Genomic DNA, 13,697 nt, shown 5'->3' with positions numbered 1-13,697 from the left:
CATGCAAACCCACCTGGCTCCCGAATTCCAAGGCACCCCGGAAGGCGAGACCGCCGAGGCCATCCTGCGGCGCTGCGTGCACTGCGGCTTCTGCACCGCGACCTGCCCGACCTACCAGTTGCTGGGTGACGAGCTCGACGGTCCGCGCGGCCGCATCTACCTGATCAAGCAGGTGCTCGAAGGCGAGACCCCGACCGAGGCCACGCAGCAGCATCTGGATCGCTGCCTCACCTGCCGGAACTGCGAAACGACCTGCCCGTCCGGCGTCCAGTACGGCCAGCTCGTCGAGATCGGCCGCCAGATCGTCGACGCGAAAGTCGAGCGCCCGCGCGAGGAGCGCCTCAAGCGATGGCTGCTGAAGGAGGGCCTGACCTCGCCGCTGTTCAAGCCGGCGCTGCGGATCGGCCAGGCGCTGCGTCCGCTGGTGCCCGGCGCGTTGAAGGACAAGGTCCCGCCCAAGCCGGACGCGCGCGCGCACCAGTGGCCGCAACGCACGCATCCGCGCAAGGTGCTGATGCTGCTCGGCTGCGTGCAGCCGGCGATGATGCCCAACATCAACGCGGCCACCGCCCGCGTGCTCGACGCCGCCGGCGTGCAGACGCTGGTCGCCGACGAGGCCGGCTGCTGCGGCGCGATCCGGACGCACATGAACGACCACCACGGCGGCCTGGCCGACGCGCGGCGCAACATCGACGCCTGGTGGCCGATGGTCGACGGCCACGGCGAGCAGGTCGAAGCCATCGTGATGAACGCGTCCGGCTGCGGCGTGCAGGTCAAGGACTACGGCCGGTTGCTCGCGCACGATCCGGACTACGCGGAGAAGGCCCGACGCGTGTCCGCGCTGACCCGGGACCTCAGCGAGTTCCTGCCCAAACTGGTCCAACCGCTCCGTTCGCGGCTCGGCAAGGACTCATCGGCGGCGCGGCGCCCGAAGCTCGCCTATCACCCGCCTTGCACGCTGCAACATGGCCAGCAGCTGCGCGGCGGCGTCGAGGGCCTGATGCGCGAGCTCGGCTTCGAGATCTCGATCGCCCCCAGCGACAGCCACCTCTGCTGCGGTTCCGCCGGCACGTATTCGGTGCTGCAACCGCTGCTGTCCAAGCAGTTGCGGGAGCGCAAGCTCGCCGCGCTGGCGCCGCTCGAGGCCGAGGCCATCGTCTCGGCCAACATCGGCTGCATCCAGCATCTGCAGAGCGGCACCGACATTCCCGTTCGACACTGGGTCGAAATCCTGGACGACGCACTTCTACTTCGATGAGTCATTGACTCGCGCTCCGGATCTCTTGAGAAATCGTCGCGTCGGCGCATCACTCTGCGCCAAAACCCTTCCCACTTGAGAAGGAGTTCTCACATCAGACGCCCCAACCCGGGCAAACCCGGGCATGCCCATTGCCTGCGGCCCGCAGAATCGCCCCCCATAACAGGAGGGGAGCGCGTCAAGCGATCCAACCAGAAAGTGAAAAAGGCCGGTCACCGCGTGGTGTCCGGCCTTTCTTCCATCTGGGCCGATACTCCGCTGTCATATTTGTTTCAGCGGCTTCGTCCGAAGCCCCGATCCGCCATGAGCCTGACCCGTCGCGCCTGGTTGCTGGTGCCCGTCCTGGCCGCGCTGGCCGCCTGCGCCAACGCCCCCTCCTCCTCCACATCGGCCACCGGCGCCGCGCCGGCAACACCTGGCCCCGTCGCCTCCGCCTTCCAGGCGAAGAAACCGCCGAAGCTGGTCGTCTTCATGGTCGTCGACGGGCTGCCGATCCGGCAGGTGCTCGGCTACCGCGACCAACTCCAGCCGGACGGCTTCAAGCGCTTCCTCGACCGCGGCGCGTGGTTCGCCAACGCGTATTACGGTCACGGCTACACGGTGACGGCGGCCGGCCACTCGATCATGCTGAGCGGCGCCTACCCGCAGCGTAGCGGCATCATCGGCAACGAGTGGCGCGATCCGCAGACCGCCGCCCCGCAGTACAACACCGCCGATCCGCGCTACCAGTACATCGGCAACAAGACCGAGCCGCTGGCCGGCACCAGCCCGAACAACTACAAGGTCGAGACCGTCGGCGACGTGCTGCGCACGCTGCAGCCGGCGTCCAAGGTGATCGGCATCTCCGGCAAGGACCGCGGCGCGATCCTGCCGGCCGGCCACAAGGGCACGGCCTACATGTACATGGGCGGCAGCGGCGAATTCGCGTCATCCACCTACTACATGGACAAGCACCCCGCCTGGGTCGACGCCTTCAACGCGGCCAAGCCGGCCGACAAGTTCTTCGGCAAGACCTGGACCCCGATGCTCCCGGAATCGGCCTACGCCCGCAGCGTGCCGGACGGCCAGCCCTGGCAGGCCAACAGCGGCAACGGCAACCGGCTGCCGGCCGTGCTGGGCGCCGGCATGGACGGCCCGGGGCCGCGCTTCTACGGCAACATCCTGCCCTCCCCGTTCGGCGACGAGCTGACGCTGGCCTTCGCCAAGGCCGCCGTCGAGGGTGAGCAGCTCGGCACCGACGACCAGACCGACCTCCTGTCCGTCAGCCTGTCCGGCCACGACTACATCAACCACGCGTTCGGCCCCGAGTCGCGGCTGTCGCACGACCACTTCCTGCACCTGGACGCCGACCTGCAGGACTGGTTCAAGTACCTCGACGCCAAGATCGGCCACGACAACTACGTTGCCGTGCTGACCGCCGACCACGGCTTCACCGACACGCCCGAATGGGCGAAGTCGCAGGGCCGCGACGCCGGACGGATCAATCCGGCGCAGGTCGTGGGCGTCATCAACGCGGGCCTGTCGAAGCGCTTCGGCGAGTTCCGCTGGGCCCTCGGCATGTCGGGATCGGGCGTGATCTTCGACGAGGTGGCGATCAAGATGGCCGGCCTGAACCCCGACGACGTCTACGCCGTCGCCAAGGCGTCGGTCGAGCAGATCGACGGCATCCAGGTCGCCTTCACCCGCGCGCAGCTGGCGGGGACGGACACCACGACGCCCTACCTCGAGCAGTTCCGCCGCTCCTGGTACCCCGGCATCGCCGCGCAGTTGCAGGTGGTGCCGAAGGCGGGCTGGATGTTCGGTTCCCGTGCGACGGGCACGACCCACGGCAGCCCCCACGAGGACGACACCCACGTGCCGCTGTTGACCTGGGGGCCGAAGTGGGTCGGCCAGGGCCGCATCGAACAGCGCGTCGAGATCGTTGACCTGGCGCCGACGCTGTCGGCCCTGCTGCACATCCCCGCGCCGAAGCAGGCGCAGGGTCAACTGCTGCCGCTGCCGGCAAAGTAAGCCACCCAAGCGGGGATTCCCCCCGTTCACCCCACCCACCCGCCACCGAAGCGGGGGTGGGGTGCGTCCGCCACACGGCTCCTGTAGGCTCTCCGGTCTCGCAGAAGTGACAGGGAGACCGCCGTGTTTGGCTGGTTTGAAAAACTCGTCGATCCGTTTCCGCAGACCCCGGCGCCTCAGCCGCCCAAGGGGTTCTTCACCTTCGTCTGGGCCGGCTCGCACGGGATGCGCGGACTGGTGGCGGTGCTCATCGTCCTGACCGCCGCGATCGGCGCGTTCGAGGCGCTGCTGTTCTCGATGCTGGGCTCGGTCGTCGACTGGCTGAGCCAGGTCCCGCCCGCGCAGTGGTGGGCGACGCAGCAGGACAAGCTGCTGATGCTCGGCGGCATCCTGCTGGCCAGTCCGCTGCTGATCGCGCTGCAGTCGATGAGCAAGTACCAGGGCCTGTCCAGCAACTTCCCGATGCGGCTGCGCTGGAACTTCCACCGGCACCTGCTCGCGCAGAGCATGAGCTTCTACCAGGACGAGTTCGCCGGCCGCGTCTCCGCCAAGCTGATGCAGACGGCGCTGGCCGTGCGCGAGTGCTGGCTGATCGTCACCGACATCCTGGTCTTCATCACGATCTACTTCGTGACGATGCTGGGCGTCGTCGGCAGTTTCGACGCGACGCTGCTGCTCCCCTTCCTGGGCTGGCTGGCCTGCTACGTCGTGGCGCTGAGCTACTTCGTGCCGCGCCTGGGCAAGGCCGCCACCGCGCAGGCCGACGCCCGCAGCCTGATGACCGGCCGCATCACCGACGCGTACACCAACATCAGCACGGTCAAGCTGTTCTCGCACTCCAACCGCGAGGCCGGCTTCGCCCGCGGCGCGATGCAGGACTTCCTGAACACCGCCTACCGCCAGATGCGGCTGATCAGCGGCTTCGAGATCGTCAACCACGCGCTGTCGATGGGCCTGATCGCCTCGACCGCCGGCATGACGGTCTGGCTGTGGACACAGGGTCAGGTCGGCATCGGCGCAGTCGCCGCCGCCACGGCGATGGCGCTGCGCCTGAACGGCATCTCCCACTGGATCATGTGGGAGATGGCCAGCCTGTTCGAGAACATCGGCACCGTGCAGGACGGCATCACGACGCTGTCGCGCCCCATCGCGATCCAGGACGCCGACGGCGCCCGCGCGCTGACGGTGACGCGCGGCGAAGTGCGCTTCGACCACGTCGACTTCAGCTACGGCGGCCGCAAGACCGTGCTGCACGACCTGACCCTGACGATCCGCCCCGGCGAGAAGATCGGCGTGGTGGGCCGTTCGGGCGCGGGCAAGTCGACGCTGGTGAACCTGCTGCTGCGCTTCTACGACGTGGACAAGGGCCGGGTGCTGATCGACGGCCAGGACATCGCCACGGCCACGCAGGACAGCCTGAGACGACAGGTCGGCATGGTGACCCAGGACACCAGCCTGCTGCACCGCTCGGTCCGCGACAACCTGATGTACGGCCGCCCCGACGCGACGGAGGACGAGATGCGCGCCGCCGCCGAGCGGGCCGAGGCCGTGGACTTCATCGACGGCTTGACCGATCCGAAGGGCCGCCAGGGCTACGACGCCCACGTCGGCGAGCGCGGGGTGAAGCTGTCCGGCGGCCAGCGCCAGCGGATCGCCATCGCCCGGGTGATGCTCAAGGACGCGCCGATCCTGCTGCTCGACGAAGCGACCAGCGCGCTGGACTCCGAGGTCGAGGCCGCCATCCAGCGCAGCCTGTACCGGCTGATGGAAGGCAAGACGGTGGTGGCGATCGCGCACCGGCTGTCGACCATCGCGGCGATGGACCGGCTGATCGTGATGGACCAGGGCCGCATCGTCGAACAGGGCGACCATGCCGCGCTGCTGGCCCAGGCCGGCCTGTACGCGAAGCTGTGGGCGCACCAGAGCGGGGGCTTCCTGGTGGAGGATGAGATCGACGAGGAAACGAAGGAAGACGCCCCGGCGCAGGCCTTGTCGCCTGAAGCCGTCACCGGCATGGGCCGTCCGCCTCATGCCGCCGGATCCATCGTTGGACATGTGGACCAAGCGTCAACAACGGCAAAGGATTCCGCGTAAGCCAGCGCTGACTTAATTGGCATGTGGCGGACGCCGCACGCCACCCGTTCAAGGGGTTGGGCGGGGTATCCGGTGGCAGGCTTGTATGGAACACTGCGATCGCAGGTCGGACGGGAGCGCCGATCCGCTTGAGCGTCCGCAGGAATCGGGACGACGTAGCACCACGAAAGCTGAGCATATGGACAACAGCAGCGACACCACCCCGCAGTCTTCGGCCACCACGACCCCGGTCGCGGGCCCCGTCGTCTCGCAACGCCGCCGCCGTTTCATCCAGGCGGGCGTGGTGCCCATCGGCCTGACGCTGGCCAGCCGTCCCGCGATGGCCTGGCACTGCAACACGACCTCGGCCTGGGGCTCGGCGATCCTGCGCAACGGCGGCGCCAGCGTGCAGGCCCGTGCCGACGCGGCGGTGATCAACAACACCGAGTGCTGGTACATCTCCAACTGGAAGGACAACTCGGGCCGGACCCAGGTGCGCGGCGGCAACGCCCCCTGGAACTACATCATCGCCCAGTGGTATTCCGGCAAGTCCCTGTCGTACGCCCGCTCGAACCTGACCGTCGCCAAGCTGTTCCCGGGCGGCCTGAAGAACGTCAGCGGCACGTCCAACGTCTACAACCTGCTGAAGAACGACACGGCAGGCTACGGCACGATGATGATCGTCGCGCGCCTGAACACCCTGTTCGCCGGCAACAGCGTCAACCAGTGCGTGCTCTCGGCCACCGGCCAGGACATGCTGCTGCAGATGGCCACGCAAGGCCCCGGCATCTTCAAGCCGTCCAACTCCACTGGCGCGGCCTGGACCCAGGCGGACTTCAAGAACTACCTGTACAGCAACTATCTCGTGGCCTGATGCCCGGCCCGGCTTGGCGCTGCAGGCAACCGATCGCTGAGGTGCTGCTCGCCTGGGAGGGCGAACAGCACGCGGTCTATTTCGACCCCGAGAGCGGGGACACCCACCTCATCGCCGCGCTCGGCGCGCAGTTGGCCGAATGGCTGGCCGCCGGGCCGCTCGACCGCGACCAGCTCCTGGCGCGCCTGACGCGGGAGGTCGACTGGGACGAACCCCCGACGCCCGAGGCGCTCGCCGAACTCCTGGATCTGCACCTGCGCCGTCTGGCCGAGGTTCACCTGCTGACGCCGGTGGACATGGCGGATGCCGCGGCGGACGCGGTGGAGGAGCCGGTCGCTTGAAGCTGCAGGACGTCGGCACCGCCGGGCTGCGGGCCCGGATGCGCGACGGCGGCGTGACGCTGCGGCTGTCGCCCTTCACCGTGCGCGTGCGCTCGGACATCCCCCACCTCGCGGCGGACGTCGCGGCCATGTACCGCGACTTCGACCTGGTCGACGACAACGAGTTCGTCGACTTCTACGTCGCCGTGCTGCGCAGCCCGCATTGGCTGAGCCGGCTGCAGGGCCGCGCGGAGTTCTGGTTCGACGGCCAGCGCTCGTTCACGCCGCTGCCCGCCGCGCAGGCGCTGGCGATGCTTGAATGGGGCATCAACTGGTGCATCGCCGCGCACGCCCATCAATTCCTGCTGATCCACGCAGCGGTGCTCGAGCGTGACGGCCGCGCGCTGCTGATGCCGGCACCACCGGGGTCGGGCAAGAGCACGCTGTGCGCGGCGCTGGCGCATCGCGGCTGGCGGCTGCTGTCGGACGAACTCGGCCTGCTGGACATGACCACCGGCCTGGTCCATGGCATGGCGCGGCCGATCAACCTGAAGAACGCGTCGATCCCGCTGATCCAGTCCTTCGTGCCGGAAGCGCATTTCAGCGCGTCCATGCCCAACACGTCCAAGGGCACCGTCGCGCTCGTGCGCGCGCCGCAGGATGCGATCGAGCGCCGGCTCGCGCCCGCCCGGCCCGCCTGGGTCGTGCTGCCCGCGTGGCGCGCCGACACCGCCGCGCAGCTGCTGCCGATTGAACGTGCCCGCGCCTTCATGGACCTCGCCGAGCAATCCTTCAACTACGACGTGCACGGTCAGTCCGGCTTCCGGACGCTGGGAAGGCTGGTCGACGCCTGCGCCTGCTACCGCTTCGAGTACAGCCGGCTCGACGAGGCCGTGGCGCACTTCGAGACACTGGCGGAGTCTTCGCCATGAGCGCGCATCACGGCGAACGCCGCCGGCCGCTGCTGGTCCGCGTGCTGCTGCAGCCAGCGATCGCGGCCGGACTGAGCCTGACGGATTGGGACCTGCTGCTGCGTCAGGCGCGGCGGTCCAACCTGGCGGGCAAGCTGGCCGCGCAAATGGAGACCGGCGGCTGGCTGGACGCCTTGCCGGCGCCGGTGCAGCCACACCTGCGCTCGGCGCTGCTGCTGTCGCGACGCCAGGCGCAGATGCTGCGGCGCGAGGTCGACCTGCTGCGCCAGACGCTGGCCGAGCTGCCCGGGCCGCTGATCCTGCTCAAGGGCGCCGCGTATGCGCTCGGCGGACACGCCCCGGCACCGGGGCGGATGTTCAGCGACATCGACCTGCTGATCCCGCCTGAGCAGCTGCCGCGCTGCGAGACGACGCTGCTGGTGCACGGCTGGGACTTCGACGACGGGCTGGACGCCTACGACCAGCGCTACTACCGCGAGTGGATGCACGAGTTGCCGCCGTTGCACCACAAGCGCCGGGGCACCTCGCTGGATGTGCACCACACGCTGCTTCCGCCGACGGCACGCACGCCGCTGGACAGTCGCGCGCTGTTCGACGCACCACGACCGCTGCCGGGCCTGCCGGGCGTCTTCACGCTGCCGCCGGAAGACATGCTGCTGCACAGCGCCGCCCACCTGTTCCACGAGGGCGAGTTGCCGAACGGCCTGCGCGACCTGTTCGACCTGGACGCGCTGCTGCGGGAGTTCGGTGCGATCGAGGGCTTCTGGCCGCGGCTGGCCGAGCGCGCACGTCGCATCGGCCTGTCCCGCCCGCTCTGGCTGGCGCTGCGCTACACGCGGATGCTGCTGGACACGCCGTATCCGGACACTTTGCCGTCGGAGCTCGGCCCGCCGCCGGGCCCGCTGGCGCTGCGACTGCTGGATGCCTGCTACCGCCGCGCGCTGCGGCCGGCCCACGACAGCTGCCGCCTGCCCGGCCATGCCCTGGCCGAGAGCGCGCTCTACGTGCGCTCGCACTGGCTGCGGATGCCCTTCGGGCTGCTCGCGCTGCACCTGGCACGCAAGGCCTGGGGGCGGATGACGGCGGTCCCCGAAGCGCCCAAGGTCGACGCGCCCCGCGACGCCTGAAGGCCCTCACCCCACCCGCTGCCGCAAGCGGAGCGCGGGCCCTGCGGGCGGGAGCACCCGTCCGGGCGCGGCCTTTGCCACGAGGGCCAGGGCCTTCGCTTATGCTCGCTTCCCATGAATCGACCCAAGCCTTTTTCCATGATCCGCGAGTTCCATCTGGCGGACTGGTTCACCCTGGGCAACGCCTTCTGCGGTGTCGGCGCGTTGTTCTCGGTGATGACCTACCTGCAGACCGGCACGGTGCAGCACCTGTACTACGCCTGCGCGCTGATCCCGGCGGCGCTGGTCTTCGACGTGCTCGACGGCCGCATCGCGCGCTGGCGCCAGAAGAGTTCCGCGATGGGGCGTGAGCTCGACTCGCTGGCCGACGTGATCTCCTTCGGCGTCGCGCCGGCGGTGATCGCCTACGGCTGCGGCATGCAAGGGCTGTGGGACCGCATCGTGCTGGGCTTCTTCGTCGCCTGCGGCGTGTCGCGCCTGGCCCGCTACAACATCACCGCCGAGACCCTGTCCGGCGGCGGCGACAAGGTCGCGTACTTTGAAGGCACGCCGATCCCGACCTCGCTGCTGATCGTGATCGTGATGTGGGTCGCCGCCTGGCAAGGCGCGATCGGCGAAGCGCTGTGGTTCGGCGGGGTCAAGCTCGGCGGCTTCACGCTGCACCCGCTGGTGCTGCTGTTCGCCATCTCGGGCTCGCTGATGATCAGCCGGATCAGGATTCCGAAGCTCTGATCCGGCGCGGCACGCGGCCCACATCACCCCCGCTTCCGCTTGCGGGAGAGGTCGGGGTCAGGACCAGCGGCCGATGTCTCAACGCGGCGTCGTGAAGATCGCGCCGCCGCGCAGCGGATCGCGCCAGGGCTCGTCCGGCGCCGCGCTCGCGGGACGAGTTCCCGGTGCTGTCTGCACCGGCGCCGGACAGTTGCCCGTCGCGACATGGTTCAGCGCCGCGGCCAGCAACGCCTCCTTGGCATCGCCGAGCTCGTGCTGGAGGTCGTCCTCCACGAAGCACCCTGGAATGCCGTTCAGTCCTGATCCCCCAGGCACGAACCCCTCGTCATACCCTGTGAATCCCTCGTCGTTGCCCATCACATGCTCCAGCGGCAGGACAGTGTGGCCACAGTTGTGCCTGGGGCTGGTGGCCAGCGGCCGCCCACAGGTGGTGCTGCCGATCTGCACGATGTCCATGCCGACGCCTCGCAGGCCGTTGATCAGGGCCTCGCTGGCCGCGCAAGTCGCAGCCTGGGTCAGCACATACACACGATTGAGGCGGTCGTCATTGACCGTGGGCAGCAGATCCTTCTCCGCACAGGCCTGGCTCACATCGGCGCACGCATGGAACGGCAGCTGGGCCCGGTCCAGACCGTTGCTCCGGAGCTTCGCGAAGGCTCGGCCTTGCGTCCGCCAATGGCCGGCGATCATGTGGGCCAGTTGACTGGCGACGGACAGGTCGCCGCCCTGGTTGAATCGCAGGTCGATCACCAGCTCGTCGATCTGCGACTCGTTGAAGTGGCGGATGGCCGTGGCGAGCTCGGCGGTCGCCTGCGCGTTGTGTTCCTGGAAGAGCAGATAACCGACCTTCGTCCCGTCGACCTCGACGGAAGTGGCCATCGGCACGGGATGTCTGGCGAGGCCGCTGGTCAGCTTCACTTCCTTCGATGAAGTCCTGTCCTTCGCCGCCAGCAGGAAGGCGTGCGTCGTTCCCTTTTCTCGCGGAAACATCGATGCCGCCAGGATGGCCGAACGCTTCTCGTCGGCGACCTCGGGTCCAAAGCCAGCGGCGCCAATCAACACGTCGCCCCGCCGGACGCCTTGCCGTTCCGCCTCGCTGCCGCGCTGCACGTAGGCGACGCGGATGTCCCTCGGCGGCGTGTGCGATCCCAAGGACCATTCGATGCCGAACCCGGGCACGTCCCCGCCGCTCATGAAGGCCCTGAACGCGGACGTGGGCGCGACCTGGGTGTAGCCATCCCGGCGTTTGCCGCCAGGCTTGAACGCCGGCGAGCGCAGGGCGCCAAGATAGTCCGACAGGGCCTGGGACACGTCGACGCCGCCGTCGTCGAACGCGTCGACATCGACATGCGGCACGTCCTGGCGCCAGAGGTAGACCTCGTCCATGAGCGATCGCACCCAGTTCCGCTCGATCGCCAGGCTGCCGATGCGCCGGGCGCTGCCCGCCTCCGCGTTCTCCGGATCGCATTGGCCCGCGTAAGCCGAGCTGTGCTGGAACGCGCGATTCAGCACGCGGCCGGCGTCCTTGCCGTCCACTCCTGCCGCGCCGCGTGGTCCTGTCGGGCCCTGAGGACCTGGGAGACCTTCCGGGCCAGGAATGCCCGGTTCACCCCGTTCACCCCGATCGCCTGGTCGGCCGTCCTTGCCGTTCAGCCCATCCTTGCCCTGCTTGCCATCCTCGCCGGTCGGTCCCTCCTCGCCGTCCTCGCCAGGCAGACCCCGTGGCCCGGGTACACCGTGCTCGCCGTCCTTGCCGTCCAGTCCGTCCTTGCCATCCATGCCAGCCGGTCCGGGAAGACCGATCGTTCCGTCCTTGCCGGCCGGGACGGGAGGGCTGTCCTTGCCGTCGAGCCCGTCCATGGCGATCACCTCCTCGCCATCGTCATCGCCATGACAGGCTTGCAACAGCGTGGCGAACGCAGCGCACATCACGACGATCGACACCCGCCTCATCGCGAGCTCGATCCAGGTTCTCTTTGTCATTCCTGTTGTCCGCCGATCGACTCGGTGGCCTCTTTGGGAGAAGGCCACTTTGTCGAAGCGACGCGGGCAGGGTTCCGTTGCGCTGCGCAACAAACCGGCACGCGCGAACAACGAAAAAGCCGCTCCTGGGAGCGGCTTTTCCCGTGCGCCTGGAACGGCGCGGCGCGAACGGTCAGGGCCGTCCGCCGACGATCCGGTTACTGCGCGCCGCGAGCTTCCTGAGGCTCAGCGCGACGGCGTCCTCGCCTGCCGACCGGACCCCCATCGCCAGCGCCCGGCCGGCCTCCGACGGCACCGCCGCCGGGCAGGTGCCGTTGCTGCGGTACTGCAGGGCCGCGGCCAGCATGGCTTCGCTGGTGTCGCCCAGCGCGTGGTTGAAGTCGTCCGCCACCTGGCAACCCTTGACCCCCGTCGCGCCCGAGCCCGCCGGCACGAAGCCGTCCGCGTACTCGCCGAAGCCCTTGTTGTTGGTGCCGACGAACTCGATCGGGAAGTAGCTGTAGCCGCAGTTGTCCTTGGCGGAGAAGCCATAGGGCTTGCCGCAGGTGGTGCCGCCGACGAGCACGACCTCGACGTCGACGCCGCGCAAGCCGTTGATCAGCGCCTCGCTGGCCGAGCAGGTGCCCGACTGCGCCAGCACGAACACGCGCTTCAGGTTCAGCGCCGGCAGCGGCTGCTGCGAGGTGCAGTTGTTGCCCGACAGCAGGCAGGACTCGTTGTAGAACGGCGTCTTCGAATCCGGGCTGTTGGTCTCCGCCGTGCGCTTGCTGTTGTAGCGCAGCTGCTCGAAGGTCTTGTCCGACGTCGCCGCGTTGCCCGCGATCATGTAGGCCAGTTCGCTGGCGATGAACAGGTAGCCGCCGCCGTTGTAGCGCAGGTCGACGACCAGATCGCTCACGCCGCTGGCGCTGAAGTTCCGCATCGCGGCGATCAGTTGCGCTTCCGCCGTCAGGATGTGGTCGTTGAAGACCATGTAGCCCACCTTCGCGCCGTCGGCGGCGGTGAGCACCTGGCTGGTCGGCACCGGGGTCTTGGTGATGCTGCCGGCAGCCAGCGTGACGTCGCGCGGCAATCCTGCGTTGGAGGTCAGCACGAAGCGGTGGCTCGTGCCGGCCGTGTCGGGGAAGAGCGCCGCGTTGAGCGTGTTCACGCCCGCCGAGTCGCCGGCATCCGCGGCCGCGCCGTCGGCGGTCACCAGCGTGTCGCCGCGCCGCACCCCCGCCCGGTCCGCCACGCTGCCCGGCTCGACGAAGGCGACGCGCAGGCCGCGCGGCGGCGTCGGCGACTTCATCGACCACTCGATGCCGTAGCCGACTTCCACGCCGCCCTGCGACAGCGCATTCCACTCGCGCGTGCTCATCACGAAGCTGAACTGGTCCTTGCGCTTGCCGCTGGCGGTGAGCGCCGGCGACAGCAGGTCCTCGAAGTAGGCATTCAGCGCGGTCGCGACGTCATTGCCGCTGTACGCGGACGCCGAGGCGTTGATGGCCGGCACGTCCTCGCGCCACAGGTAGGCCTCGTCGAGGTAGGAGCGGATCCAGCTCTTCTCGGTGCTCAGCGAGCCCGTGCGCAGGTTGGCGGCCGCCTCCGTGTTGCCCGGCGCGCATTGCTGGGCGTAGCTGGCGCTGGGCTGGATCGGCGTCTCGCCACCGGTGTTCCCGCCGGTGTTCCCGCCGTTGTTGCCACCGCCACCGACGGATCCGCCGCCACCGCCGTTGCTGCCGTTGTTGCTGCCGTTCAGCGGCGTGCCGCTGGCATCGCCGCCGCCGCCGCAGGCGCTCAGCAGCATCACTCCGACGGCACCGGCCACGGCCAGACGCGTCACCCGCCACATCGCGGATCGATTCATCGCAACTCCCTCGTGGGACTCGCGTCCCGTGTCTTATGTTTCTCCGCTGACACCGCTGGATGTCATCCGGAAACCTACGAGGGCCGAGTTATAGCGAAAAACCGGGCCGGGCCGCGTGCTTAGTCGAGCGTCTCCGCCTTCAGGGTGACAAATGATGCGCCCTCGCCACTGACGAAGATCCGCCCCCCGAACCAGCCCGCAGGCGCCGGCAGGTCCAGCGTCTGGCCGGGTTCCAGCCAGTGATCGTCGGGCCAGCCGGCGCGCGTGATCCAGGCCCGCCCGCCGAAGACCCGCAGCCGCACCGGGCGGCGCAGGCGCAGCGCGATCGGACGGCCGTCGGTCGGCAGCACGACGGCGTCCCGTCCGGGACCGGGGGGAACGAACGCCGGCGCCGGCCAGACCTGGGGCTGGGACCGGGGCCGGAACGGCGAAGGGAGCAGGCGGAGCGGTTGCATGCCGTCACGATAAAAAATCCGGCTGTCGCGCTCCATCCACAGCCGCCGACCGATGCGAGGCATACAGCCCGCGCACGAACGGGG

Annotated in this window: 11 protein-coding genes; 8 read left to right on the top strand and 3 right to left on the bottom strand. The window is 69.1% G+C overall.

The genetic code is table 11. The features are described from left to right. Position 1 precedes the first annotated feature (1 nt). The 8 genes from glcF to pssA all read left to right on the top strand — a co-directional run bounded on the left by glcF (position 2) and on the right by pssA (position 9,326). Complete coding sequence (gene glcF, locus AC07OZ_RS10980) at positions 2–1,258, top strand: glycolate oxidase subunit GlcF (RefSeq protein WP_495467166.1); 1,257 nt, start codon at positions 2–4, stop codon at positions 1,256–1,258. A gap of 303 nt (positions 1,259–1,561) precedes the next feature. Then, a complete protein-coding gene (locus tag AC07OZ_RS10975) occupies positions 1,562–3,268 on the top strand; it encodes an alkaline phosphatase family protein (protein ID WP_495467165.1) in 1,707 nt (568 codons plus the stop codon). A 123-nt stretch (positions 3,269–3,391) separates the two neighbouring features. Next, positions 3,392–5,362 (top strand): ABC transporter ATP-binding protein, encoded by a 1,971-nt coding sequence (locus AC07OZ_RS10970; RefSeq protein WP_495467164.1) that lies wholly within the window; start codon positions 3,392–3,394, stop codon positions 5,360–5,362. Positions 5,363–5,540: 178 nt separating this feature from the next. After that, on the top strand, positions 5,541–6,215 hold the full coding sequence (locus AC07OZ_RS10965; RefSeq protein WP_495467163.1) for a hypothetical protein: 675 nt from the start codon (positions 5,541–5,543) through the stop codon (positions 6,213–6,215). A 41-nt stretch (positions 6,216–6,256) separates the two neighbouring features. Next, positions 6,257–6,556 (top strand): HPr-rel-A system PqqD family peptide chaperone, encoded by a 300-nt coding sequence (locus AC07OZ_RS10960; RefSeq protein WP_495467162.1) that lies wholly within the window; start codon positions 6,257–6,259, stop codon positions 6,554–6,556. Next, positions 6,553–7,467: an HprK-related kinase A gene (locus AC07OZ_RS10955; protein WP_495467161.1), complete on the top strand. Its 915-nt coding sequence runs from the start codon at positions 6,553–6,555 to the stop codon at positions 7,465–7,467. The genes AC07OZ_RS10960 and AC07OZ_RS10955 overlap by 4 nt, the downstream gene beginning before the upstream one ends. Further along, positions 7,464–8,594 carry a nucleotidyltransferase domain-containing protein gene (locus AC07OZ_RS10950; protein ID WP_495467160.1) on the top strand — a complete coding sequence of 377 codons (1,131 nt, stop codon included), beginning with the start codon at positions 7,464–7,466 and terminating at the stop codon, positions 8,592–8,594. The genes AC07OZ_RS10955 and AC07OZ_RS10950 overlap by 4 nt, the downstream gene beginning before the upstream one ends. Before the next feature lie 114 nt (positions 8,595–8,708). Then, positions 8,709–9,326, top strand: coding sequence for a CDP-diacylglycerol--serine O-phosphatidyltransferase (pssA, locus tag AC07OZ_RS10945; RefSeq protein ID WP_495467159.1), 618 nt, complete (start codon positions 8,709–8,711; stop codon positions 9,324–9,326). A 78-nt stretch (positions 9,327–9,404) separates the two neighbouring features. Here the strand turns inward: pssA and AC07OZ_RS10940 are convergent, their stop codons facing one another. The 3 genes from AC07OZ_RS10940 to AC07OZ_RS10930 form a co-directional block, all read right to left on the bottom strand. After that, positions 9,405–11,309: a S41 family peptidase gene (locus AC07OZ_RS10940; RefSeq protein ID WP_495467158.1), complete on the bottom strand. Its 1,905-nt coding sequence runs from the start codon at positions 11,307–11,309 to the stop codon at positions 9,405–9,407. Positions 11,310–11,481: 172 nt separating this feature from the next. Beyond that, complete coding sequence (locus AC07OZ_RS10935; protein WP_495467157.1) at positions 11,482–13,158, bottom strand: S41 family peptidase; 1,677 nt, start codon at positions 13,156–13,158, stop codon at positions 11,482–11,484. A gap of 119 nt (positions 13,159–13,277) precedes the next feature. Then, entirely contained in the window at positions 13,278–13,613 is a 336-nt protein-coding gene (locus AC07OZ_RS10930) for a DUF2917 domain-containing protein (RefSeq protein WP_495467156.1), read from the bottom strand. Between the last annotated feature and the right edge of the window lie 84 nt (positions 13,614–13,697).

The sequence above is a fragment of the Roseateles sp. GW821-FHT09G03 genome, assembly GCF_059416045.1.
The sequence above is the reverse complement of the archived record's forward strand: the minus strand, read 5'-3'. Positions and strand labels throughout refer to the sequence as shown.

Coding starts and splice junctions, on each gene's coding strand:
- AC07OZ_RS10965 (WP_495467163.1), top strand. CDS start 5,541: ATGGACAACAGCAGCGACACCACCCCGCAGTCTTCGGCCACCACGACC.
- AC07OZ_RS10975 (WP_495467165.1), top strand. CDS start 1,562: ATGAGCCTGACCCGTCGCGCCTGGTTGCTGGTGCCCGTCCTGGCCGCG.
- pssA (WP_495467159.1), top strand. CDS start 8,709: ATGAATCGACCCAAGCCTTTTTCCATGATCCGCGAGTTCCATCTGGCG.
- AC07OZ_RS10950 (WP_495467160.1), top strand. CDS start 7,464: ATGAGCGCGCATCACGGCGAACGCCGCCGGCCGCTGCTGGTCCGCGTG.
- AC07OZ_RS10935 (WP_495467157.1), bottom strand. CDS start 13,158: ATGAATCGATCCGCGATGTGGCGGGTGACGCGTCTGGCCGTGGCCGGT.
- glcF (WP_495467166.1), top strand. CDS start 2: ATGCAAACCCACCTGGCTCCCGAATTCCAAGGCACCCCGGAAGGCGAG.
- AC07OZ_RS10940 (WP_495467158.1), bottom strand. CDS start 11,309: ATGACAAAGAGAACCTGGATCGAGCTCGCGATGAGGCGGGTGTCGATC.
- AC07OZ_RS10930 (WP_495467156.1), bottom strand. CDS start 13,613: ATGCAACCGCTCCGCCTGCTCCCTTCGCCGTTCCGGCCCCGGTCCCAG.